We start from the raw sequence: 23,868 nt of genomic DNA on the forward strand, positions 1-23,868 counted from the left end.
AAACCCTCACACGCTCCCGCCAGAGCGTGCTCCGCCGTATCCGGAAGGTCCCCCGATGCACCGCAGATCCCGTCGTACCCTCCAAGTCGCCGCCGCCACCGCGTTCCTGGTCACCGCGGCCACGGCCTGCAACGCCGCCGCGAAGAACGACGCCTCGACGAGCGCGAGCGGAGGAAGCGGCAAGTCGTTCACGCTGGTCACGCCGGACGCCGTCGGCCAGAACGAGTTCCTGAAGCTCGCCGTCACCGGCGTCAAGGACGCGGCGAAGCAGCACGACGGAACGCAGAAGGTCTACGAGTCCACCGACACCGCCTCCCAGCAGCAGAACGTCCAGGCCGCCGTGGACGCGCAGCCGGACGTCATCGTGCTGGTCGGCTTCGAGTTCGCCGACCTGGTGGCGCAGCAGGCCAAGGCGCACCCGAAGCAGCAGTTCCTGATGATCGACGCGTGCACGACGAAGACGTTCAAGAACGTCAGCTGCGCGGTCTTCCGGGAGCACGAGGGCGTCTACCTCGCGGGCGCCGAGGCCGGGCTGCTCAGCAAGTCCGGCAAGGTCGGCGCGGTCGACGTCCTCGACACGCCCCAGTTCCGCCGCTACAGCGACCCGTTCGCGGCCGGCGCCAAGAAGGTCGCCGCCAAGACCGAGACGTCCACGCGCTTCGTCGGCGGCCAGTCCCCCTTCGACGACTCGGCCCGCGCCAAGGAGCAGGCGAACTCGCTGCTCGCCAAGGGCTACGACCAGCTGATGGCGGCGGCCGCGGCCGGCAACTACGGGGTCTTCGAGGCCGCCAAGGCCAAGGGCGCGTTCGCGTACGGCGTCGACGTCAACCAGTGCCCCTCGGCGCCGGGCACGGTCGTCGACAACGTGATCAAGCGCACGGACGTCGCCGTGGAGAAGGGCATCGAGGCGGTCCTGGGCGGAAAGGCGGGCACCACCGTCTCGTACGGCCTGAAGGAGGGCGGCATCAGCCTCACCGGTCTGGAGGCCGGTGTCGACTCGTCGAAGTGCGTGATCGCCGACCACAAGGACGTGCTGAAGCAGGTCGAGGCGCTGCGCGACCAGATCGTCGCCGGAAAGCTCAAGGTCGATGACCCCGCCGCGAGCTGACGCCGACGCGGGCGCCGGCCGGGCCGACTTCGCCGTCGAACTCCGGGGAATCACGAAGCGGTTCCCCGGCACGCTCGCCAACGACGAGGTCGACCTGGCCGTCCGCCACGGCGAGATCCACGCCCTGATGGGCGAGAACGGCGCCGGCAAGTCCACGCTCATGGCGGTCCTGTACGGCATGGAGCGCCCGGATGCCGGGACGATCCATATCGACGGGCGGGACGTGAGCTTCGCGAGCCCGTCCGACGCGATGGCCGCCGGGCTCGGCATGGTCCACCAGAGCTTCAAGCTCTTCGACTCGCTGACGGTCGCCGAGAACGTCGTCTACGCCGCCGAGCCGCGCCGTTTCGGCCTGGTGGACCGCGCCGCGGCCCGCCGCCGGGTGCGTGAACTGGCGGAGGAGCACGGCCTCGCCGTCGACCCGGACGCCCGGGTCGGCGAACTGCCGGTGGGTCTGCGCCAGCGCGTGGAGATCCTGAAGCTGCTGCACCGCGGCGCCCGCACGCTCATCCTCGACGAGCCGACCGCCGTGCTCACGCCGGCCGAGGCGGACGCCCTGTTCGCGGTGCTCAAGTCGCTGGCCGCGCAAGGCCGCACGGTGATCCTCGTCACGCACAAACTGCGCGAGGTGCTGGAGGGCAGCGACCGCGTGACCGTACTGCGGGACGGCCGGGTGGTGGCCCGGCTGGTGACCGCGGACACGTCCGCGGACGAGATCGCGGCGGCGATGACGGGCCGCGCGGTCGAGTTGGACCGCATCCATGCGGCGGGTTCGCCGGGTGAGGTCGTCCTCGATGTGTCGGGACTGGCCACGGACTCCGTCCAGGATGTGGAACTCACCGTCCGGGCGGGTGAGATCGTCGGAATCGCCGGCGTCGCGGGCAACGGGCAGAGCGAGCTGGTCGAGGCGCTGGCCGGGCTGCGGCCGGTCGTCGCCGGGCGGGTGTCGCTGGGCGGCCAGGACATCACCCACGCGTCGGCCGCCGAACGCCGGGCCAAGGGGCTGGCGTACGTTCCGGAGGACCGGCACGCGGTCGGTACGGCACCGGCGGCCTCGGTCGCGGACAACCTGGCGATGGGGCATCACCGTACGTCGCTGTCCTCACGTGGGCTGCTGCCGCCGACGGCCGTGCGTGCGCATGCGCGGAAGCTGGTCGAGCGCTTCGGCATCAAGGCCTCGAGCACTGATGTGCCGGCCTCGGCGCTGTCCGGCGGCAACCTGCAGAAGCTGCTCATCGGCCGCGAACTCGCCCATGAGGCCCCGCTGTTGCTCGTCGAGCAGCCCACGCGCGGGGTCGACATCGGCGCCATCCAGAACATCCACGACCAGCTGATCGCCTACCGCGACGCAGGACATGCGGTGCTGCTGGTCTCGGCCGAGCTGAGCGAGATACAAGGGCTCGCGGACCGGGTGCTGGTGATGTTCGAGGGGCGGGTGACGGCTACGTACGCGAAGGATCAGGCGGACGAGCGGGTGTTGGGGCTGGCGATGGCCGGGGGCGCCCGGTGATCAGTCGAGTATCCGGGGCCTTCCGCTCCCCCATCACCTTCTCCGTCCTCGCCGGTGTCCTCATCGGCGCCCTCTTCCTCATCGGCACCGGCGCCGATCCGATCGCCGCCTACCAGGCCGTACTCACCGGCTCGCTCGGCGCCGACGGCATCGGTTCCACGCTCACCACCGGCACCAGCGTGCTCGGTATGGCGCTCGCGCTGGCGATCCCGTTGCGAGCCGGGCTGATCAACCTCGGTGGCGACGGACAGATGGTGCTCGGCGGCATCACCGCGGCCGTGACCGGCCTCTACTCGCCGTTGCCCGCGCCTCTCACCGTCGTACTGGCCCTCCTCTCGGGCATGGCGGCCGGCGCCGCGTATGCCGTCCTGGCCGCCCTCTGCGAGAACCACTTCGGCGTCCCGTTGCTGGTCAGCAGCCTGCTGCTGAGCTACCCGGCGGTCTCGCTCGCCTCCTACCTGGCCCGCTATCCGCTCAAGGAGCCCGGCTCCAGCCTCCCCCAGACGCGGGCCATGCCGGACGGCGTGGCGCTGCCCGCGTTCGGCGACTCGACGGTGACGGTCGGACTGCTGCTGGTCGTCCTCGCGGCGGCCGCGTACTGGTTCACCGACCGGCGCACCGCCTTCGGCTACGAGATCCGGATGACCGGCCTCAACTCCCGCTTCTCCGCGTACGCGGGCGTCGAACGCCGGGGCCTGACCCTGAAGTTGATGTCCGTCTCGGGCGCGCTCGCCGGACTCGTGGGCGCCATCGGGGTGTTGAGCTTCCCGTACCGCTTCGTGGACGGCTCGCTCACCGCACCCGGCTACACCTGGACGGGACTCACCGCCGCGCTGCTGGCGGCCGCCGCTCCCTTCGGCACGGTGATCGCATCCTTCTTCTTCGCCGTCCTCCAGGTCGGCGGGCTCGCGATGGAGCGGACCACGGAGGTGCCGCGCGAGCTGACGCAGGTGCTGCAAGCGGTCGTCATCGTGTTCCTGGCCGCCCGGCTGCGGTTCCCTGAGCGGTGGTTCGGGAAGCGAAGGGAAGCTGTCTGATGTTCTTCGACTCCGATCTCCTGATGTCGGCGCTGCGCGCGCTGACCCCGATCCTGCTGGCCGCGCTCGGCGGAGCGATCTGCGAGCGGGCCGGGGTGTTCAACATCGGCCTCGAAGGCATGATGCTGCTCGGCTGCTTCACCTCCGTGGCGACGAGCTGGTTCACCGGCAGCCCGTGGCTCGGGGTGCTGGCCGCCGCGCTCGCGTCCGCCGCGTACTCACTGATCCTCGCCGTGGGGGCGGTGACGCTCAAGGGCGACGCGGTGGTGCTGGGAATCGCCATGAATCTGCTGGCGGTTGGCCTGACCAGCTTCCTGCTGCGTACGGTCTTCGGTGTGCAGGGCACTTTTGACGATCCGTCACTCGCCGGGCTGCCACTGGTCGGTGGCTTCACGCCGCTGGCGTATCTGGCGTTCGTAGCCGTCGCGCTGGCCGCGGTGATGCTGTCCCGGCATGTGTGGGGGCTGCGGCTGCGCGGGGTCGGCGAGGCGCCGGACGCGGCGGCGACGCTCGGGGTGAGCCCGGCGAAGTACAAGTACGCGGCCGTGCTGGTCTCGGGCGTGCTGTGCGGTCTCGCCGGTGCCCAACTCGCCCTCGGGAACGTGACCTTGTTCTCCGAGAACATGACCGCGGGCCGCGGCTGGATCGCCGTCGTCGCCGTCATGCTCGGCCGCGCCCTGCCCCTCGGCGTGCTGCTCGCCGCGCTGCTGTTCGGTCTGGCCGAGGCGGCCGGCTTCCGCCTCCAGGGCCTCGGTCTGCCGCAGCAGGCGACCGACGCCGCGCCGTACGTCGTCACGCTCGGCGCCCTCTTCCTCACGACGGCCCGCCGCCGTCGTACCCGCCCCTCCCCCGGAGTCGCCTCATGACCCAGGACCTGCTGCCCGTCACCCGAATACCGCGCACCGGCCTTCCGGCCCACGCCGTCGTCGTCGGCGACCCGGCCCGCGCGGCCGCCGTCGCCGCGCTGCTGGACGGTGCCGAAGAGGTGTCGTACCACCGCGAATACCGTGTGTTCAGCGGGAGTTGGAAGGGCGTGCCGGTCGTCGTGGCCTCGCACGGGGTGGGTGCGCCGGGCGCGATCCTGCTGTTCCAGGAGCTGGCCGACGCGGGCGTGCGCGCCTTTGTGCGGTTCGGTACGGCGGGTGCGATGAAGGCGGGGATCGGCGACGGCGACCTGGTGATCGCGGAGGCGGCCGTACGGGACGACGGGGTCACGCATCAGCTGCTGCCGCCGGAGTATCCGGCGGTCGCGGCGCCGGAGGCGGTGTTCGCGCTGCAACGCGCGGCGCGGGAGGCGGGTGCCCCGCACCACCGGGGGATCGTGTGGACGCGGGCCGCGTTCCAGCCGGGGCTGCTGCCCCTCTTCTCCTACGAGGGTGCCGGACTCGCCGCCATCGAGATGGAGTTGTCCGCACTGCTGGTCACGGCCTCGCTGCGGGGTCTGTTCGCGGGCGGTGTGCTGGTCGTCGACGGGGCGAACGCGGACGAGCTGGTGGACGAGGGGGGCGCCAGCGTCTACGACCCGCACCGGGAGGTCGTCGCGGCCGGTGTCGAACGGGGTGCGGTGGTGTCGCTGGAGGCGCTGCGGCTGCTGGCCGAGGAGTACGAGGCGTGAGCGTGAGTGTCGATCTGCTGGTGCACGGCGGGGACGTACTCACCGTCGACGAGGCCGGAACCGTCGTACGGGACGGGGCAGTTGCGGTCCACGAGGGCGAGATCGTCGCCGTCGGGGCGGCCGAGGAGCTGAGAACTCGGTTCACAGCCACGGAGGTCATTGACGCCGCGGGCTGCCTCGTCCTGCCCGGGCTCGTCAACACCCACACCCACCTCGCGATGACCCTGCTGCGCGGTCTCGCCGACGACGTCACCCTCCAGGGCTTCCTGGAGCGGGTGCTGCCGGCCGAGGCGCGGCTGCTGACGCCGAAGAACGTGGCGGCGGCGGTGCGGCTGGCGATCGCGGAGAGCGTACGGGCGGGGGTGACGTCCGCGCTGGACATGTACTGGTTCCACGAGGCGGCCGAGCAGGCGGCCCGCGAGGCGGGCTGGCGGCTGCACTCGGGGCCCACCTTCATGGACGTCCCGGAGCCGCCCGACGGCATGCCCTACGCGGACCGGCTCGACTGGGCCCGCCGCGACCTGGCAGCTCGCGGCCCGGCCCGCCCCGGCCACCGCCCCGTCCTCTTCGCGCACTCCACGTACACCCTCTCCCCCGAGCAGCTCACCGAAATCGCCGCCCTGGCCCGGGAGTTCGGGGCGCTGCTGCACATCCACGCGGCGGAGAACGCGACCGAAGTGGCCACCGTCGAGGTGCGCTACGGCAAGCGCCCGGTCGAGTTGCTCGACTCCCTCGGCCTGCTCGGCCCCGACCTGCTGCTCGCGCACGCCGTGGACCTCACCGGCCCGGAGATCGCCGCGCTGGCCCGCACCGGCACCTCGGTCGCCCACTGTCCGGTGTCGAACCTGAAGCTGGGCTGCGGGATCGCGCCGGTGCCGCGGCTGCTGAGCGCCGGGGTGACCGTCGGGCTCGGCACCGACGGGGCCGTCAGCTCCAACACGCTGGACGTGCTGGGGGCGGTGCGGCAGGCGGCGCTCGTGCACAAGGCGGGCGGCGACCCGACCGCGGTCGGCGCCCAACAGGCCGTACGGATGGCGACGATCGAGGGCGCGCGGGCGCTGGGGCTCGGTGATCACCTGGGCTCCCTGGAGGCGGGCAAGCGGGCCGACCTGGTCGTGCTCGACCTGGGCGCCCCGCATCTGCGGCCGCTGCACGACCCCTGGTCGACGCTGGCCTACGCGGCGCACTCGGCGGACGTGCGGGACACCGTGGTGGACGGGCGGGTGCTGCTGCGGGACCGGGTCCTGACCACGCTGGACGAGGCGGTGCTGATCGCCGACCTGGAGGCGCTGGCCGATCCGGGCGTCTGAGCTTGGCCTTCGCTGTCCCGTTCACCCCGTTGAACCCCCATAATGGCGTAAGACATCGGACGTCTCCTCGGACGTGCGGGAACGGTGTTGCGGGAGCGGTGCGGAACCACAGGGAGGCCGGTCATGGCAGTCACCGACGAGGCGATCGAGAAGATCAAGGGCATGATCGTCTCCGGCGCGCTGCGGCCGGGCGACCGGCTGCCCAAGGAGAGCGAACTCGCCTCCGAGCTCGGGCTCTCGCGCAACTCCCTGCGGGAGGCGGTGCGCGCCCTGTCGCTGATCCGGATCCTGGACGTGCGGCAGGGCGACGGCACGTATGTGACGAGCCTGGATCCGCAACTCCTGCTGGAGGCGCTGAGCTTCGTCGTCGACTTCCACCGTGACGACACGGTGCTGGAGTTCCTGGCCGTGCGCCGGATCCTGGAGCCGGCCGCGACGGCGATGGCGGCCTCGCGCATCAGCGAGCAACAACTGGACGCGCTGTCGGCCCAATTGGACAGACTGGGCGAGGCGCCGTCGGTGGAGGAGCTGGTCGCCTGCGACCTCGACTTCCACCGGGGAATCGTGCAGAGCTCAGGAAATTCCGTGCTCTGCTCCCTCCTCGACGGCCTGTCGGGCCCGACCACCCGGGCCCGCATCTGGCGCGGCCTCACCCAGGAGGACGCGGTCAGCCGCACCCTGCGCGAACACCGCGCGATCCTGGCCGCCCTCAGGGACCGCGACGCGGAGGCGGCTCGGTCGTGGGCGACGGTGCACATCGCGAGCGTGGAGCAGTGGCTCAGGGCGAGTCTGTGACGCGGGATCCGAACGCCGCCACCCGGGTGGGTGAAAGGGCGCCGGGCAGGCCCGGTGTCGGGGAACTGTCGGACGTCGGATCTCTCCTGGTCGTCTGACCTGCCCGGGCAGGGGGGTGTCCCGGGGTGGCGTTCGGGGCAGGGTTCCGTTCACTCCCCCGTGCAAGGGGGCTGCGGGCGCCCCCGCCGCACGCCGTAAGGTTGGGTGGTCAAGCGAGGGCACGTCGGAAGGAGGCCTGGGTGATCGAGCTCGAGGGGGTTCCCGAGCTGATCGACCCGGTCATGGTGGCCGCGTTCGAGGGCTGGAACGATGCCGGCGACGCCGCCTCCACCGCGGTCGCGCATCTGGACAGGGAATGGAAGGGCGAGGTGTTCGCGGCGCTGGACGCCGAGGACTACTACGACTTCCAGGTGAACCGCCCCACGGTGTGGATGGACGGCAACGTGCGCAAGATCACGTGGCCGACGACAAGGTTGTCGGTGGTCCGGATCGGCGGCGAGAAGCCGCGCGACCTGGTACTCGTCCGAGGTATCGAGCCGTCCATGCGGTGGCGCTCGTTCTGCAACGAGCTGCTCGGCTTCGCCCACGAGCTGGGCGTGGAGCTGGTGGTCATCCTGGGCGCCCTGCTCGGCGACACCCCGCACACGCGTCCGGTCCCGATCAGCGGGACCACGTCCGACGCGGACCTGGCCCAGCGGATGGACCTGGAGGAGACCAAGTACGAGGGCCCCACGGGCATCGTCGGCGTCCTCCAGGAGGCCTGCACGCACGCGGGCGTGCCCGCGGTCAGCCTGTGGGCGGCCGTACCGCACTACGTGTCGCAGCCGCCGAACCCGAAGGCGACGCTGGCGCTGCTCAACCGCCTCGAGGACCTGATCGACGTGCGCATCCCGCTGGGCGAGCTGCCCGAGGACGCGCGCGCCTGGCAGGTCGGCGTGGACCAGCTGGCCGCCGAGGACACCGAGGTCGCCGAGTACGTCCAGACGCTGGAGGAGGCCCGGGACACCGCGGAGCTGCCGGAGGCCTCGGGCGAGGCGATCGCGCGTGAGTTCGAGCGGTATCTGCGGCGCCGGGACGGCGGGACGGGCCCGGCCGGGCCGGGCGGGCACGCGACGGCGGACGGCAGCGACAGCTCGTCGTATCTGCGGGACGGCCCCAGCGGCCGTACGAAACCGCCGAAGCCGCCGAAGCCGGGGACGGACGCGGACGACAGGCCGGGCTCGGACGACGAGGACTCGTCGGAGGACTGACCGGAGACGCGGAGAAGGGGCGGTGCGCATCAGGCGCACCGCCCCTTCCTGTTGCGCTCGCCCCAATGGTGTTTGGCCGGTTTGGGGCGTGACATCTGCTTCCGGACGGATTGCACACGTTACCCAATTCAACTTGTTTCCAAACCGAGTTGGCGAAGACGGGGTTTACGGGCCGCCCTCGGAGTGCTTGGTTGTGCACCGACGGCCACCCGCACGGACCGAGGGGAGCGGTACCGATGAGCGACCAGGTACAGCCGGAGCAAGGGCCGGGAACGTCCGGGCCCGGGCCCGACGGAGCGGGATTCACCTATCGAGGGGCCGAGCAGGAGCTGATCGTCGTCGCCCGGCCGGAGGCCCGGCTGCGCGCCCAGACCGAGGGCGTCCGCTCGGCCGCGGGTGCGGACGTGTCGGCCCTCAACATGTTCCTCAGCGACGAACAGCTCGCGCTCCAGCCGCTGTTCGGCAGCGAGGAGCGGCTGCAGCAGTCCGCCGCGCCGGGCGAGGCGAACGTGCCCGACCTGGCGCTGTTCTACCGGGTGCGCGGCGGCGAGAGCCGGGCCGAGGAGCTGCGTTCGCGGATCGCGGCGCTGCCGGGCATCGAGACGGCGTACATCAAGCCGGGTGCCGTACCCGCGTCTTTGGCGGAGGAGAGCGGCCGGCTCAAGGAGGGGGCCCCGGTCACGCCCGACTTCAGCGGCCGCCAGGGCTATCTGCGGCCGGCGCCCGAGGGGATCGACGCCCACTGGGCATGGCAGCGCCCCGGTGGGACGGGTCAGGGGGTGACGGTCATCGACGTCGAGGGCGCCTGGCAGCTGGGCCACGAGGACCTGGCCGCCAAGCTGGCCGGCGTCGTGGTCGGCACCCCGCTGACCGACCTGGCCTGGCGCAACCACGGCACCGCGGTGATCGGCGTGATCGGCGGCGACCCGGGCGAGTACGGCGTGAACGGCATCGTGCCGGAGGCGGTGACCGCCGCCGCGTCCTTCCAGGGCATCGGCACCGCGGCCGCGATCCTCGCGGCGGCCGACCGGCTCGGCCCCGGCGACGTCGTACTGGTCGAACTCCACCGCCCCGGACCGCGGTTCGAGTACGCGGAGCGCGACGACCAGCGCGGCTATGTGGCGGTCGAGTGGTGGCCGGACGACTTCGCGGCCGTCCGGTACGCCACCGCCAAGGGCGTCCTCGTCGTCGAGGCGGCCGGCAACGGCGGCGAGTCGCTGGACGACGCGGTCTACGAGCGCCGCCCCGACGGGTTCCCCGAGTCGTGGCGCAACCCCTTCAACCCCTCCAACGAGTCCTCCGGCGCGGTCCTGGTCGGCGCGGGCGCACCGCCGCCCGGCACCCACGGCCGCGACCACGGCCCGGACCGGTCGAGGCTCTCCTTCTCCAACTACGGCGCCCGGCTCGACGCCCAGGGCTGGGGGCGCGAGGTCACGACGACCGGCGGCTTCTGGGACCGGCCGGGCGATCTGCAGGGCGGCCCCGAGGAGATCACCTGGTACACGGACACCTTCTCCGGTACCTCCTCCGCGTCCCCGGTGGTGGTCGGCGCGCTGGCCGCGCTCCAGGGCATGCTCAAGGCGGCGGCCCAGCAGCCGATGTCCCCGGAGCGGGCCCGCGCGGTGCTGCGGGCCACGGGTTCCCCGCAGCAGGACGCGCCGGGCCGGCCCGCCTCGCAGCGGATCGGCAGCCGGCCCGACATCAAGGCGGCGGTGACCCGGCTGCTGCCGCAGGCGGTCGGTTCGGGCCGGGCCGAGAAGTACTGGGACGAACTGCTGCCGTACCCCCGTGAACTCCCGCCACGCCTGAGGCTGTTCGTGGCCGGCGGCTGGCGGAACCTCAACCACCCGTCCCCCGAGATCCGCCAGGCGGTGCACTCCGCCTTCGCGGGCGGACGGCCCGACGTCCGGGTCTGGTTCTCGGACGACGAGATCGTCGGCCTGGTCGTCACGGGCTGACGTATCGCGAAGAAACGATCCATCGATCCATCAATGCACGGTCTCCATCAAGGGAAGGTGACACCGATATGAGCACCACCCCGCAGATGAGCCAACTGGGACAACAGCAGGGCCAGCAGTACCCGAGCACGTCGCCGTACCAGCAGTACCAGCCGTACCAGCAGAACCCGTTCGGCCAGCAGCAGCCCATGGGGATGGGCATCGGCTCGCTGGAGCAGCTCCAGCAGCTCGGTCAGCAGCAGCCCTTCCAGCAGCTGTTGCAGCAGCTCGGCCAGCAGCAGGGCTACGGCCAGCAGCAGGGCCAGCAACAGCAGGTCGAGCAGCAGGTGCAGCAGCAGCTCCACCAGATCGCGCAGGCGGCCGTGCAGCACGTCCAGCAGCAGGTCCAGCAGCAGGTGTTCCAGGCCGGCATCGCGGACGGCTACATCGACGTCGTGCAGCCGCTGCCGGGGCAGCCCAGCCTGATCGCGCTGCGCATCCAGGGGCAGTTCAGGATCTTCGCCAACCCGAACGCCCAGACCCACGACCAGGTCCAGGAGGCCTTCGCCTTCGGCCACCAGGTCGTCGGCATCTGGGACTCGGGCTCCCCGAACATCCTGCGCAGCATCCAGGTGCGCAGGATCTGACCGGCACCGGATGACACGAAGGGCGCTTCCTTCCGCGGGGAGGAGGCGCCCTTCTGGTGACTCGGTCTACAGCGCCACGCCCAACAGAGCGTCCACAGCACGCGATACGACACCGGGTGCGCCGATGTCCGTACCGCCCTCGGCGTCCTGGCGGGCCGCCCAGCGGTCGACCGCGGCGAGCGCGGCCGGGGCGTCCAGGTCGTTGGCGAGGGCCTCGCGGAGCTCCTCGACGAGGGACTCGGCGGGCGGCCCGTCGGGGCGCGAGACGGCGGCACGCCAGCGGCCGAGGCGGGCCTCGGCGTCGGCCAGCACCTGGTCGGTCCACTCCCAGTCGGCCCGGTAGTGGTGGGCGAGCAACGCCAGCCGGATCGCGGCCGGGTCGACACCGTCGTAACGCAGCTTGGAGACGAAGACGAGGTTGCCCCTGGACTTGGACATCTTCTCGCCGTCCAGGGCGACCATGCCGGCGTGCACATAGGCCTTGGCCATGGGGAACTCGCCGGTCAGCACCTGGGCGTGGGAGGCGCCCATCTCGTGGTGCGGGAAGGCGAGGTCGGAGCCGCCGCCCTGTACGTCGAAGGTCATGCCGAGGTGGTCCAGGGCGATGGCGACGCACTCGATGTGCCAGCCGGGGCGGCCGCGCCCGAGCGAGGCGCCGTCCCAGCTGGGCTCGCCCTCGCGGGCGGCCATCCACAGCATCGGGTCGAGCGGGTTCTTCTTGCCCGGACGGTCCGGGTCGCCGCCGCGCTCGGCGGACAGCAGCCGCATGGCGGCCGTGTCGAGGCCGGAGACCCTGCCGAAGTCGGGGTCGGACTCGACGGAGAAGTAAATGTCCCCTTCGAGTTCGTAGGCGGCGCCCGCGTCCCGGAGGCGCTCGACGAGCGGCACGATGCCGGGTATCGCCTCGACCGCGCCTATGTAGTGCCGCGGCGGCAGCATCCGCAGGGCGGTCATGTCCTCGCGGAAGAGGGCGGTCTCCTGCTCGGCGAGAGCGACCCAGTCGACGCCGTCCCGGTGCGCCCGCTCCAGGAGCGGGTCGTCGACGTCGGTGACGTTCTGGACGTAGTGAACCTGCCGCTTGGTGTCGAGCCACACGCGCTGAACGAGGTCGAACGCGTTGTAGGTCGCCGCGTGACCCATGTGGGTCGCGTCGTACGGCGTGATGCCGCAGACGTAGATACGGGCGACGGGACCGGGGTCCAGGGAGACCAGACCACCGGTCGCGGTGTCGTGGATCCTCAGGTCGCGGCCCTGACCAGGCAGGGCGGGGACCTCGGAAGCGGGCCAGGCATGCATGTCATGAGCCTAACCGGACGGATGTTCCGTATACGAACCGGACCGGGCCGGATGGCCGGTAAGGCGGTCTTGCGCACTACCGGCCAGTGTGGTCCTACACGGGCGGCCAGGGAATGGCCGGCCACTCCCCGCTCGGCTCCGGATGCCTCCCGGTCTCCAGGAGTACGGCGACACGCGCGCGCGTGGCGTCGAGTTCCGCGCCGGTGATCAGCGCGGACAGCCGCTCGGCCAGTGTTCCGGAGGCCCCGAGGGCTTCCCGGAGGCCCTTGAGGACGTCGACCGCCTCCGGTGTCAGCGGCTCCCCGGCCCAGCCCCACAGCAGGGTCCGCAGCTTGTTCTCGGTGTTGAAGGTCACTCCGTGGTCGATGCCGTACAGCCGGTCGCCTGCGGGCAGCAGATGACCGCCCTTGCGGTCGGCGTTGTTGATGACCGCGTCCAGGACGGCCAGCCGCCTCAGGCGCTCGTCGTCCGCGTGCACCAGCAGGGCGGTCTTCCCCTCCCCCACCTCCGCGAGGCCGATCGCCTTCCAGCCCTCCTCGGGCTCCTCGCCGTCCACCAGGGCCAGCAGCCCGTCGCCCTCGCCCGGCTCGCCCTCGATCCACAGCTGGACCATGCCCTCGCCGAACGGCCCGTCGCGCAGCACCGTGGGCGGCACCAGACCCCAGCCGGTCGCCTCGGACACCTCGTACGCGGCGACCTCGCGCTGGGCGAGGGTGCCGTCCGGGAAGTCCCAGAGCGGCCGCTCGCCGCGCACCGGCTTGTAGACGCAGGCGAGCTCCTCGCCCTCGTGCGTGACGGCGCAGTACAGCACCGCGTTGGAGGCGTCCCGGATCTGTCCGCGGACGGTGAGCTCACCCCGGGTGAGCAGCTCGGCCGTGGTCACGCTCCGCGGCGGTATCCGTTCTGGCGCGGACATACGTGTCCTTCCGGGTCGAGCGGGAGGCTGCACAGCGGGCACGGCGGCCGTCCGGCGTTGACGACGTCGAGGGCGCGCTTGGCGAAGGCTCTCGCCTGCGCGCCGGTCAGCCGGACCCGCAGCATCGGGGGCCCGTTCTCCTCGTCCTGGAGCAGCCGCTCCTCGGCCTCCGCGAGGTCCTCCTCGGAGTCGGCGTCGAGCTCCACGAGGGCCTGCGCCTCCACGATCATGCGCTGTTCCTCGCCGTCCCAGGCCAGCGCCATGGTGCCGACCCGGAACTCCTCCTCGACGGGGGTGTCCAACGGGGCGCTGTCGGAGATCTCGCTGGGGGCCACGGCCGGCACGGCGGCGTTGCCGCCACTGCGCCGTACGACCTCGTCGAGCAGCTCTTCCATGCGTTCGGCGAGGGCGGCGACCTGGGTCTTCTCCAGGGCCACGCTGGTCACCCGGGAGCCCGCGATGGCCTGGAGGAAGAACGTACGGCGTCCGGGCAGCCCGACCGTGCCGGCCACGAAGCGGTCCGGAGGGTCGTAGAGGAACACCTGACGGGACACGTCCTGTCTCCTGGAGTCGTGGATGGCTGCGGCTACTGCGACCGCTTCACCCTACTGCGCCCGACGATCACGGTGCGCCCGCACCGCCCCCGACCGTGGCGTCCTGGGCCGGGGGGTCCTCGCGCGGCACCAGGGACGTGAAGTCACCCGTGTCACCGAGGCGTACGAGAAACGGCCTCAGGCGTGTGTAGCGGATCGCGGTGATGGAACACGGTTCAACGGAAATCCTCTGGAAGAGGTCGAGATGAAGTCCGAGTGCGTCCGCGACGAGCGACTTGATGATGTCTCCGTGCGAGCACATGAGGTAGACGGCGTCGGCGCCGTGGTCGCGCTCCACGCGCGCGTTCCATTCTCGTACGGCCTCGGCGGCCCGGGTCTGCATCGCGCGCATCGACTCTCCGCCGGGGAAGGCGGCGGCCGACGGGTGCGCCTGGACGACCTGCATCAGCGGCTCGTCCTGGAGCTCGGCGAGCTTGCGGCCGGACCAGTCGCCGTAGTGGGCCTCCCCGATCCGCTCCTCGGTGTGGGCGGTGAGCTGCGGGCGGGCCTCCAGCAGCGGCCGTACCGTCTCCTGACAGCGCTGGAGCGGGCTGGTGACGACTTCGGAGATCGGCAGCTCGGCGAGCCGCCCGGGCAGCGCGGCGGCCTGTGCGGCGCCGCGTTCGTCCAGGGCGACCCCGGGCGTCCACCCGGCGAGCAGCCCCTCGGTGTTGGCGGTCGAACGTCCGTGCCGGACCAGGATCAGCGTGGGCATGCGGCCAAGGGTAGGCGCACGAACAGGTGCGCCCACGGGTGTGCGGCGGGAGAATACGCAGCGTGATCGTCGACTGCGCCATCTACCGCGACGGGCGCCGCGAGGACGGACCCGCGGACCTCTCCGTCGCGCTCGCGCAGTGCCGCCGCGGGCGCGACGCCTTCGTCTGGATCGGGTTGTACGAGCCCACGGAGAAGGAGTTCGGCCGGGTCACGGACGAGTTCGGACTGCATCCGCTGGCCGTCGAGGACGCCCTCACCGCGCATCAGCGCCCCAAGCTGGAGGTGTACGACGACTCGCTGTTCATGGTGATCAAGCCGGTCGGGTACGAGGCGAAGAGCGACATCGTCACCTCGGGCGAGGTCATGGTGTTCGTCGGCGACTCGTTCGTGGTGACGGTGCGGCACGGCGAGGAGGCCCCGCTGGCCGCCGTACGGCATCGCCTGGAGGAGGAGCCGGAGATGCTCCGGCACGGCCCCACCGCCGTCCTGTACTCGATCGCCGACGCCGTGGTCGACCACTACGTCGAGGTGGCGCACGAACTGGGCATCGACCTGGAGGAGCTGGAGGCGGAGGTGTTCTCGCCGTCCGGCGGGGGCTCGCGGCACACCGCGTCCCGCATCTACGCCTTCAAGCGGCAGATCCTGGAGTTCCGCCGGGCCACCGGTCCGCTCGCGCAGCCGCTGGCCCGGCTGGCGGGCGGGGGGGTGTTCGGCGTTCGGGTGCCCTTCGTGCACGAGAAGGCACAGCCCTTCTTCCGGGACGTCAGCGACCACCTCACGCGCGTGAACGAGTCCGTGGAGGGCCTGGACCGGCTGGTCTCGGACGTGCTGTCGGCGCATCTCGCGCAGATGAGCGTCCGGCAGAACGACGACATGCGGAAGATCTCCGCGTGGGCGGCCATGGCCGCGATCCCCACGATGCTCGCGGGGATCTACGGCATGAACTTCGACCACATGCCGGAGCTGCACTGGCTGTGGTCCTACCCGGCGGTGATCCTGGCGATGGCCGCCCTGGAGGTGCTGCTGTACCGGCAGTTCAAGCGCCGGGGCTGGCTGTAGGGACCGCTCAGGCGAACTCGGGGGCGGCGCTCGCCGGTCCGCCGAGCGCGTCGCGGCGCTCGGGCATCCTGAGGCTCACCATGCGCCGCCAGCCGGCCAACCGCTCGTACGCGTAGACGGCGTGGATGCCTGCCGCGAGCGTGGCCGACTTGGCCCCGGACCAGCCGAGGATGCGGCCCATGTGGGCCATGACGGCGAGGCTGACGTCCCGGTAGACGCGGATCTCGGCGAGCGCGCACTCTCGGAGCGTGCGCTGGATGGCGCGGCCGTGGCCGGCGGCCGCGAAGCGCAGCAACTCCTCGTGGCAGTAGGCGAGGTGGTTGTCCTCGTCGTTCGAGATCATCCGGACTGCGCGGCCGATGTCGGCGTGGTCGGCGAAGTGCTTGCGGAGCAGGTCCATCTCTTCCGAGGCGCGCTGTTCGGTGACCCGGCTGTGGGAGAGGTAGGTGACGACGTCCTGCACGGTGAGCGGCTGTTCGCCCTTGAGCTTCTCGTGGGCGAGTCCGATGCCCTGCCGCTCCAGGAGCATCGTGTAGTCGGTCTCGGGCGGGACGGGGACGGGTTCCAGACCGCGCTTCCTCATCAGCGCGTTGAAGATCCGCCCGTGTTTGTCCTCGTCGGCACCGTGCCGGGTGATCTTGGGGGCGAGCGCGCGTTCGCTCTCCGGTACGAGCGCGGCGATCCGCGCGTTCTCCCAGCCACCCTGCGACTCCCCGCTGGCCGCGATGGAGCAGAACAGGGCGAAGGACTCGTCGTCGTCGAGGATCTCCGTGAACAGACTCTTGGCCGAAAGCATCGTGGGCACCTCTCTGCAGGCCTCGCCGGATTCCGCAGCAATCCGCAAAGCACGAGTCAAATGCGGCGCCAGAGGTGCTGCAACAGCTGTGTCGGACAACTCCGCCAAAAGGAGGACCCGTGGGGTCACTTCGGGAGCGTAACCGCATGCGCGCGCAGGCGTTGTTCCCTGTGACGGCCGTGGCGGGGAAGACCCCCGAGCCCCCACCACGGCCGCGGAAGATCTCTGCTCTTCCTGTCGCCGGTGTTACGCGAGACCGGCGCGCTCCAGCGCCTCGACCCCGGCCCGGAGCGAGGCGATCCGCTCCTCCAGGGTGAAGCCTGCCGGGTTGAGGGACAGGCTCGTCACCCCGGCCGCCGCGTACTCGTTCATCCGGTCCGCGATGCGGTCGACGGAACCGAGCAGCGTGGTCTGGTCGATCAGGTCGTGCGGGATCGCGGCCGCGGCGCCCTGCTTGTCGCCGGACAGGTACTTCTCCTGGACCTCGGCGGCGGCCGCCTCGAAGCCCATGCGCTGGGCGAGCTGGTTGTAGAAGTTCTGCTTGGCACTGCCCATGCCGCCGACGTACAGCGCGGTGTACGGGCGGAACGCGTCGGCGAGCGTGGCCACGTCCTTGTCCTCGCCGAGGGCGAGCGGCAGGGTCGGGTGGACGTCGAAGCCCTCCATGGTCTTCCCGGCCTTCTCACGGCCCGCACGGAGGTACTTGAGCGTGGTCTCCTCCAGGTGCGCGGCGGAGGGGAAGATCAGCAGGGCGCCGTCGGCGATCTCACCGGTCTGCTCGAGGTTCTTCGGGCCGATCGCGGCGATGTACAGCGGGATGTGCTCGCGCTCCGGGTGCACGGTCAGCTTGAGCGGCTTGCCGGGGCCGCCGGGCAGCGGCAGCGTCCAGTGCTGACCGTCGTACGAAAGACGTTCGCGGGTCATCGCCTTGCGGATGATCTCGACGTACTCACGCGTGCGTGCCAGCGGCTTGTCGAACTTGACGCCGTACCAGCCCTCGGAGACCTGCGGTCCGGAGACGCCGAGGCCGAGGCGGAAGCGGCCGCCGGAGAGCGAGTCGAGGGTGGCGGCGGTCATCGCGGTCATCGCGGGCTGGCGGGCCGGGATCTGGAAGATGGCCGAACCGACGTCGATGCGCTCGGTCTGGGCGGCGACCCAGGTGAGTACGGTGGCCGCGTCCGAGCCGTAGGCCTCGGCGGCCCAGCAGACGGAGTAGCCCAGGCGGTCGGCCTCCTTGGCGACCTCCAGGTTGTCCGCGTCCATTCCGGCGCCCCAGTAGCCGAGGTTGATCCCGAGCTGCATGGCCGTTCCCCTTACCGATCAGTAACGTCGTCCCTGTTGCGCAGACCCTAACCTGTGGAAACTGCTTGTCCACAGGCCCCCACACCACAGGTTCAGGCCAGTAGTGTCGGCGTTCATGGAGCAGAGGCATCTCGGCCGTACCGGCCTTCGTGTGTCCCGTATCGGACTCGGCACGCTCACCTGGGGCAGGGACACCGACGAGCACGACGCCGCGGACCTCTTGAAGACGTTCTGGGAGGCGGGCGGGAGCCTCGTCGACACGGCGGACGTGTACGGCGACGGGGAGGCCGAGTACCTGCTCGGACGTCTCATAGAAGGGCTGGTCCCGCGCCGGGACCTGGTGATCTCCACCAAGGCGGGCAGCGTGCCGGATCCGGACCGCCGCTTCGACGGCTCGCGCGGGCACCTGCTCTCCGCGCTGGACGCCTCGCTGGCCCGCCTCGGCACGGACTACGTGGACGTCTGGCACGTCCACGCCTACGACCCGTACACCCCGCTCGACGAGACGCTCCAGGCCCTCGACCTGGCGGTCGGCAGCGGACGTGCCCGCTATGCCGGGGTCTCCAACTTCTGCGGCTGGCAGCTCGCGAAGGCCGCGACCTGGCAGCTGGCGGCTCCGGGCACCCGGACCCGCCTCGCCAGCACGCAGATGGAGTACTCGCTGCTCCAGCGGGGCGTGGAACGCGAGGTGCTGCCGGCGGCCCTGGACGCGGGCATCGGCATGCTCCCGTCCTCCCCCTTGGGCCGCGGAGTACTGACCGCCAAGTACCGGGGCGACGCCCGGCCCGCCGACTCGCGCGGCGCCTCCGAGCACCTGGCCCCGTTCGTCGCGCCGTATCTCGACGACACGGCGAGCCGCATCGTCGACGCGGTGCAGACGGCGGCGGACGGACTCGCCGTGACACCCCTCCAGGTCGCCCTCGCCTGGATCCGCGACCGCCCCGGCGTGGCCGCGCCGGTGATCGGTCCGCGCAACGCGCAGCAGCTCACGGCGGCTTTGTCAGTGGAGGCCCTTAGTCTTCCTGACGAGATCTGCCGCGCGCTCGACGATGTGTCGGCGCCGGTGCACCGCTATCCCGATCACGACTGGAGCACGCTGTGAGCACGGAGCCCGAGACCACGGAGACGACGGAACCGGGGCCGCCGGGCGCGGCGACGGGGGCTGCCGCCGGGGAGCCGACTGCGGGCCAGGGGGCCGGGAAGGGCGCGGACGCCGACGGAGCCGACGCGACCGGCGGGGCGGCCGGAGACCCGACCGCGGCGGCCGAGGGTGGCGACGGGGCGGCGATCGTGGCGGCAGGCGGCGGAGCCGAGTCCGCGGCGAGCGACGATGGGACCGCGAGCGCCTCGGGTACGAGCGGCGGTGGGGAACGTGCGGGGGCCGAGGCCGTGAGCCCGGACTCCGCGGGTGACGCCCAGGATGCAAGCGCGGACTCCGCGAGTGAGGCCGCGGGCTCCGGAGGTGAGGTCCCGGGGGTGGCGGCGAGAGCCCGGGCGGGGAAGGCACGGCTGCCGGGCAGCGGTCCGAGGCCGAGGCCGAGTTGGCGGCTCAGCAGGTCGAGCGGGAGCGGATCGAGCGGCGGAAGGCCGAGAAGAAGGGGCCCATCGAGAGCGGGGCGAAGCTGAGCGGGACGGCCGCCGATCTGCTCGCCGCGGTGCGGGCCGTGGAGGGCGGCGCGAAGCCCACGGCGACCGCGTTCGGCGAGTCGGCGCCCACCGCCCGCCGACCCGCTCCCGAGCCGGTACGGCGGCCGCAGCCGGCGCCCGAGACGGCCGCGCCGGTGGCCCCCGCCGCGGACGCCGTCGACGCGGTCCGGCGTGTGCTGGCCGACGGCGGCGCCCCGGACACGCTCGCCCCGCAGGTCGCCGCCGCCCTCGGCGAGGGCGCGGACGAAGAGCTTCGCGAGGACCCCTGGCAGCTGCTGCGCGTCGGCGGTGTACGGCCCGAGCAGGCCGACGGCTTCGCGCGTGCGCTGCTGGGCGGCGAGGTCGGGCCGGACGACGAGCGTCGGGGCCGCGCGCTCACGGGCTGGCTCCTGGAGCAGGCGGCCCTCGCCGGACACACGGCCCTGGAGATGCCGACACTCACCGCGGCGTTGGGCGGGCGCGGCGTGCCGGACGCCGAGTCCGCGGTGCAGAGCACCGTCGCGGAGGGCGAGGCGCTGGTCTTCCAGGACGCGCTAGACCCGCGTGCACCCCAGCCCGAGGCGGACGAGGAGGGCGAGGCCGAGGAACGGCCGGTGCGGATCCTGGTCGGCCTGGAGCGGTACGCCCTCGCGGAGGAGAGCCTCGCCGACGGACTGGCCCGCCTGGTCAACTCGGTCCCGAAGGAGGACGGTTCGGCGGAGGAGTGGGAGCGGGCGGCGGCGCGGACGAAGGGCTCCACGGCCGAACTGATCCGCGTGGTCGCGGGCCATGGCCTGGCCCTCCACACGGGCGGCGAGGCATCCCTGGCCGAACCGGCGACGCTCCTCCGAGCGGCCACGGCCCTCGGCCTCCGCGCCTGGGCGGCGACGCACACCCCGGCCGGCCGCGACCGCTTCGCGGCACGGTGCGAGGACAGCCAGGAGACTCCCGCGCCCGACGACTCCGGCTCCACCCCCACGGGCCACACCGCCACGGTCGCCGGCCTGCTCTCCGGCGCCGAAGGCCCCGGGCGCGACGCCGACGGCGCGCTGGACCTGGACCTCCTCGTCGTCCTCGACGCGTCTCAACTGGACGTCGAGACGGCGGCGTTGCTCGTCGAGTCGCTGCGCGACGGGGCCCGCCTGGTGCTGGCCGGGGACCCCGCGGTGCTGTGGTCGGCCGGCCCCGGTCGGGTGTTCGCCGATCTGCTCGCGGCCCGCATCTGCCCCCAGGTCGCCTCCCGGTTGCCCGACCTCGGCCCCCTCGGCGAGCTGGTCTCCGGCATCGGCATCGGCGAGCTGAACCAGGTCGAGGCCCCCGGCAAGGAGGTCGTGATCGTGCCGGTCCGGGACGCGGGCGAGGCCGTGCACCGCACCGTCCAGCTGGTCGCCGACTCGGTCCCGAGGGCGATCGGCGTCCCCGCCGACCAGACCCAGGTGATCACCCCGGCCCACGGCGGCGCCGCGGGCACCCGAGCCCTCAACACCGCCCTCAAGGACCGTCTCAACCCCGGCCCGGGCCGCTTCGCCGGCTTCGACCCCGGCGATCGCATCGCCTACTCCCCCACTCCCGGCCGCACCGTCCCCGGCCACGTGGTGAAGGCCGACACGGAGGGGCTGCACCTGTCCTGCGCGGGCGCCCCCGTAGTCGTACCGAAAGAGCGGGTGGAGCAGTCCGTACGCCACGGCTGGGCCCTCACGGCCCACCAGGCAACGGGCAACCGCTGGCCGGCGGTGGTCGTGGTCCTGCCGGGAGACACGGCGCAGTCCCTGACCCGTCCCTGGGTCTACACGGCCTTCAGCCGAGCAGACCGCCACCTGTCCGTGGTCCATGGAGCGGACCAGGCCCTGCAACGGGCGGTATCGGAAATCCCTCCCAAGCCCCGCACAACCCGCCTGCCCGTCCTCCTGGCAACCCAACTGCCCACGACAAGCTGACGCGCACACACGAGGGCGGCGGCCCGGGCCCGAACCCCGCACCGCCGCCCTCGTCACCGCTCAACGATCAACGATCAACGTCAAGCGGCTCCAACTCCTCGTCCCCGTCCAGCTCCACCACGTCAAGCTCGTCCTCGAACTCGTCGTCGACCCCGTCGGCAAACGACGTACTCGCCTCGAACCGGCAAATCACCTGATCCTGGTCCGGCTGCTCGAACGGCGCGTCCAGCCACTCCCCCGGCTCCGGAACCTCCTCGAGCCGCGTGACCCAGAGCGTCGAGTCCCCTTCCGCCAGCCCGAACTCCTTGTGCCGCGAAGCGATCTCGTCCGCCTCGAACTCGCCGAACACCAGCTCCAGGGCCTGCGCGACGTCAAGATCCTCGTCGGCACGCGCAGCGACCCCGTCGCCACCCTCCGCGACCTGGATCCGCTCCGCCTGCGCCAGCAGCCGCTGCGGTTCCGCCACGGTGTAGTCCTGGCGGATCAGCACGCTGATCGCCTCCGGCTCGGGACCGGTGTACGGCGGCACGGTGGCCGGGATGTCGAACGGCGTGACCTCCTGGTGGGTGTGGAACAGCAGCTCGTCGTACGCCTCGGCGGCCGCCGCCAGCTGGTTGAACGCCTCGTAGACGGCCGGGTCGTCCTCCCCCGACCGGCGTTCGACCGCGGCCAGGTGGCGGTCGAGCGCGGTCTTGACCGCCTCGGCGGCGGCGCGTACCTCGGCAGCGGTGGGCTGCGCAGCATCAGACATAGTGCAGACGCTATCCGTACCGGGCCCCAGCCCGCACAATAGATGCGATGCCGGAATACGAATTTGTCGACGTGTACGTACCGCGCGGGGTCTCCCGCAAGGACGCCACACGCCTGCTGACGGACCATGCCGAGTACGGACACTGGGAGTTGGACCGCCTCAGTCTGATGCGCGACGGCAGCCGCAGGGTGCGGTTGCGCCGGCGGATCATCCGCCAGGTGCGCGCCACGTGGTGAGCGGGGGCGGCGACGCAGAAGACGGAAACGGAGCGGGCCCCGCCGAGGCGGGGCCCGCTCCGTGACGCGTCCGGCAGGCGCTACGCCGACGCGCGCGCCTTGCGGTACAGGACCACGCCCGCGAGCAGCGCCCCGGCGCCCACCGGGAGCGTCAGGCCCAGCGGCAGGTCGCTGCCGGTGTGCGCGAGCTGCGCGGTGCCCTGGGGCGCGGTGACCGACTGGGCACCCGGCTGGTTGGCGTGCGAGGAGCCGCCCGGGGAGGACGGCGTACCCGGAGTGCCGGGGTGACCGGGCTCCGTGGGGCTACCCGGGGTGCCGGGGGTGCCGGGATTACCCGGGGTACCCGGATTGCCGGGCTCGCCCGGGTGGCCCGGCTGCCCGGGGTTCCCAGGCGGCGTCTCGTGACCACCACCGGGAGGCGTGGTGTGGCCACCGCCCGGAGGCGTGGTGTGACCGCCCCCCGGAGGCGTGCTGTGTCCGCCCCCGGAACCGCTCCCGGAACCGCCGCCGTTGGCGCAGTCGTTGCCCGTGGTGGAGTTCCCGACGCCGACCACGTCGACGGTGTTGCCGCACACGTTCACCGGCACGTCGATCGGGGCCTCGACATGGTTGCCCGAACCGACACCGGGCGAGTCACTCGCGTGCCCGCCCGCCGACGAACCCCCCGAGCCCGAGTGGCCGTGACCACCGGAGTCGCCGTATCCGCCATGTCCGCCGTGTCCGCCGGACGACGAGCCGCCGTGGTTGGCGCAGGAGTTGCCGACCGCCGGGTTGAGCACCCCGACCACGTTGACCGTGTTGCCGCAGGCGTTGACCGGCGCGTGCACCGGCGCCTGCACCGTGTTGCCCGACAGCACGCCGGGCGAGTCCGAAGTCGAGCCGCTCGCCCCGGAGTCGGCGTGGGCGTAGCCGCCCGCGGCGGCGATCACGCCGGTCGCCGCCGCCACGGTCATCAGCCCCTTGCGGGTGACCTGTCGCATTGTGAATTCCCCCCTGCCTTCGATCCCTGACCTGAAATCACGCGAAGACCCCCGCGGAATCCCGGAGTCTCACGAAAAGGCCGGTCGGCCCCGGAGCGCATGGGACGCGCTCCGGAGCCGACGGGCGTGAAACGAACAACCCTCAGCGGGTCGACGTCACTTGTTGATGCAGGTGTTGCCGAAGGCGGGGTTCAGCAGCCCGATCACGGAGACCGTGTTGCCGCAGACGTTCACCGGGACGTGAACCGGAACCTGGATGACGTTGCCGGACGCGACACCCGGGGAGTGCACCGCGGCACCCTGGGCACCGGCGTCGGCGACGGCCAGGCCCGCACCCGCGAGAACCAGACCACCAGTGGCAGCCGCAGCAGCGACGACCTTCTTGATCATTATTCCTCCTTGTTGGCAATGCGATCCCAAGTAGCGGATCGCATCACCTGTAACGAGGAG

The 23,868-nt window shown here is 72.0% G+C and carries 23 protein-coding genes; 14 read left to right on the top strand and 9 right to left on the bottom strand.

Annotated elements, in window-relative coordinates:
• Positions 1–55: 55 nt before the first annotated feature.
• From ACQEWB_RS09215 to ACQEWB_RS09260, 10 genes are all read left to right on the top strand, one after another.
• Positions 56–1,108, top strand: a complete 1,053-nt coding sequence (locus ACQEWB_RS09215) for a BMP family ABC transporter substrate-binding protein (protein WP_432828931.1) — start codon at positions 56–58, stop codon at positions 1,106–1,108.
• Positions 1,089–2,618 carry an ABC transporter ATP-binding protein gene (locus tag ACQEWB_RS09220; protein WP_432828933.1) on the top strand — a complete coding sequence of 510 codons (1,530 nt, stop codon included), beginning with the start codon at positions 1,089–1,091 and terminating at the stop codon, positions 2,616–2,618. Before ACQEWB_RS09215 ends, ACQEWB_RS09220 begins: the two co-directional genes overlap by 20 nt.
• Complete coding sequence (locus ACQEWB_RS09225) at positions 2,618–3,655, top strand: ABC transporter permease (RefSeq protein WP_432843714.1); 1,038 nt, start codon at positions 2,618–2,620, stop codon at positions 3,653–3,655. Before ACQEWB_RS09220 ends, ACQEWB_RS09225 begins: the two co-directional genes overlap by 1 nt.
• Positions 3,655–4,521, top strand: a complete 867-nt coding sequence (locus ACQEWB_RS09230; protein WP_432828935.1) for an ABC transporter permease — start codon at positions 3,655–3,657, stop codon at positions 4,519–4,521. Before ACQEWB_RS09225 ends, ACQEWB_RS09230 begins: the two co-directional genes overlap by 1 nt.
• Entirely contained in the window at positions 4,518–5,270 is a 753-nt protein-coding gene (locus ACQEWB_RS09235) for a nucleoside phosphorylase (RefSeq protein ID WP_432828937.1), read from the top strand. The genes ACQEWB_RS09230 and ACQEWB_RS09235 overlap by 4 nt, the downstream gene beginning before the upstream one ends.
• 2 nt (positions 5,271–5,272) lie before the next feature.
• Positions 5,273–6,580, top strand: a complete 1,308-nt coding sequence (locus ACQEWB_RS09240; RefSeq protein WP_432843716.1) for an amidohydrolase — start codon at positions 5,273–5,275, stop codon at positions 6,578–6,580.
• 123 nt (positions 6,581–6,703) lie between these two features.
• Positions 6,704–7,375 (top strand): FadR/GntR family transcriptional regulator, encoded by a 672-nt coding sequence (locus ACQEWB_RS09245; RefSeq protein ID WP_432828939.1) that lies wholly within the window; start codon positions 6,704–6,706, stop codon positions 7,373–7,375.
• Positions 7,376–7,614: 239 nt separating this feature from the next.
• The gene (locus tag ACQEWB_RS09250; protein WP_432828941.1) at positions 7,615–8,625 is read left to right on the top strand and encodes a PAC2 family protein; all 1,011 of its coding nucleotides are present in this window, start codon (positions 7,615–7,617) and stop codon (positions 8,623–8,625) included.
• Positions 8,626–8,861: 236 nt separating this feature from the next.
• Complete coding sequence (locus tag ACQEWB_RS09255) at positions 8,862–10,583, top strand: S8 family peptidase (RefSeq protein WP_432828943.1); 1,722 nt, start codon at positions 8,862–8,864, stop codon at positions 10,581–10,583.
• A gap of 68 nt (positions 10,584–10,651) precedes the next feature.
• Positions 10,652–11,209, top strand: a complete 558-nt coding sequence (locus ACQEWB_RS09260) for a hypothetical protein (protein ID WP_432828945.1) — start codon at positions 10,652–10,654, stop codon at positions 11,207–11,209.
• 66 nt (positions 11,210–11,275) lie between these two features.
• Here ACQEWB_RS09260 and mshC read toward each other — a convergent pair whose 3' ends face one another.
• The 4 genes from mshC to ACQEWB_RS09280 form a co-directional block, all read right to left on the bottom strand.
• Positions 11,276–12,505: a cysteine--1-D-myo-inosityl 2-amino-2-deoxy-alpha-D-glucopyranoside ligase gene (gene mshC, locus ACQEWB_RS09265; RefSeq protein ID WP_432828947.1), complete on the bottom strand. Its 1,230-nt coding sequence runs from the start codon at positions 12,503–12,505 to the stop codon at positions 11,276–11,278.
• A 94-nt stretch (positions 12,506–12,599) separates the two neighbouring features.
• Positions 12,600–13,421 carry an SCO1664 family protein gene (locus ACQEWB_RS09270; RefSeq protein ID WP_432828949.1) on the bottom strand — a complete coding sequence of 274 codons (822 nt, stop codon included), beginning with the start codon at positions 13,419–13,421 and terminating at the stop codon, positions 12,600–12,602.
• Positions 13,385–13,975: a DUF3090 domain-containing protein gene (locus ACQEWB_RS09275; protein WP_432828951.1), complete on the bottom strand. Its 591-nt coding sequence runs from the start codon at positions 13,973–13,975 to the stop codon at positions 13,385–13,387. The genes ACQEWB_RS09270 and ACQEWB_RS09275 overlap by 37 nt, the downstream gene beginning before the upstream one ends.
• A 67-nt stretch (positions 13,976–14,042) precedes the next feature.
• Entirely contained in the window at positions 14,043–14,729 is a 687-nt protein-coding gene (locus tag ACQEWB_RS09280) for a histidine phosphatase family protein (RefSeq protein ID WP_432828953.1), read from the bottom strand.
• A gap of 62 nt (positions 14,730–14,791) precedes the next feature.
• Here ACQEWB_RS09280 and ACQEWB_RS09285 point away from each other — a divergent pair, with 62 nt between their 5' ends.
• Entirely contained in the window at positions 14,792–15,790 is a 999-nt protein-coding gene (locus ACQEWB_RS09285) for a magnesium and cobalt transport protein CorA (protein ID WP_432828955.1), read from the top strand.
• A gap of 7 nt (positions 15,791–15,797) precedes the next feature.
• Here ACQEWB_RS09285 and ACQEWB_RS09290 read toward each other — a convergent pair whose 3' ends face one another.
• Together ACQEWB_RS09290 and ACQEWB_RS09295 are read right to left on the bottom strand one after the other, a co-directional pair.
• The gene (locus tag ACQEWB_RS09290; protein WP_432828957.1) at positions 15,798–16,586 is read right to left on the bottom strand and encodes a ferritin-like domain-containing protein; all 789 of its coding nucleotides are present in this window, start codon (positions 16,584–16,586) and stop codon (positions 15,798–15,800) included.
• Positions 16,587–16,832: 246 nt separating this feature from the next.
• Positions 16,833–17,888, bottom strand: coding sequence for an LLM class F420-dependent oxidoreductase (locus ACQEWB_RS09295; RefSeq protein ID WP_432828959.1), 1,056 nt, complete (start codon positions 17,886–17,888; stop codon positions 16,833–16,835).
• A gap of 115 nt (positions 17,889–18,003) precedes the next feature.
• Between ACQEWB_RS09295 and ACQEWB_RS09300 the strand changes: the two genes are divergently transcribed.
• Complete coding sequence (locus tag ACQEWB_RS09300; RefSeq protein WP_432828961.1) at positions 18,004–18,990, top strand: aldo/keto reductase; 987 nt, start codon at positions 18,004–18,006, stop codon at positions 18,988–18,990.
• Positions 18,991–19,429: 439 nt separating this feature from the next.
• Complete coding sequence (locus ACQEWB_RS09305; protein ID WP_432828963.1) at positions 19,430–21,451, top strand: helix-hairpin-helix domain-containing protein; 2,022 nt, start codon at positions 19,430–19,432, stop codon at positions 21,449–21,451.
• 67 nt (positions 21,452–21,518) lie between these two features.
• Here the strand turns inward: ACQEWB_RS09305 and ACQEWB_RS09310 are convergent, their stop codons facing one another.
• Positions 21,519–22,202 (bottom strand): hypothetical protein, encoded by a 684-nt coding sequence (locus ACQEWB_RS09310; protein WP_432828965.1) that lies wholly within the window; start codon positions 22,200–22,202, stop codon positions 21,519–21,521.
• Between the two features lie 47 nt (positions 22,203–22,249).
• On the opposite strand from ACQEWB_RS09310, the gene ACQEWB_RS09315 reads away from it, so the two are divergent.
• Positions 22,250–22,438: a DUF5703 family protein gene (locus ACQEWB_RS09315; RefSeq protein WP_007380901.1), complete on the top strand. Its 189-nt coding sequence runs from the start codon at positions 22,250–22,252 to the stop codon at positions 22,436–22,438.
• An 80-nt stretch (positions 22,439–22,518) separates the two neighbouring features.
• Here the strand turns inward: ACQEWB_RS09315 and ACQEWB_RS09320 are convergent, their stop codons facing one another.
• Both ACQEWB_RS09320 and chpH read right to left on the bottom strand, forming a co-directional pair.
• Entirely contained in the window at positions 22,519–23,418 is a 900-nt protein-coding gene (locus ACQEWB_RS09320) for a chaplin family protein (protein ID WP_432828968.1), read from the bottom strand.
• A 156-nt stretch (positions 23,419–23,574) separates the two neighbouring features.
• The gene (chpH, locus tag ACQEWB_RS09325) at positions 23,575–23,808 is read right to left on the bottom strand and encodes a chaplin ChpH (RefSeq protein WP_200700911.1); all 234 of its coding nucleotides are present in this window, start codon (positions 23,806–23,808) and stop codon (positions 23,575–23,577) included.
• Positions 23,809–23,868 lie beyond the last annotated feature (60 nt).

This window comes from Streptomyces sp. CA-249302 (assembly GCF_050936785.1).
Taxonomy (GTDB): Bacteria; Actinomycetota; Actinomycetes; order Streptomycetales; family Streptomycetaceae; genus Streptomyces.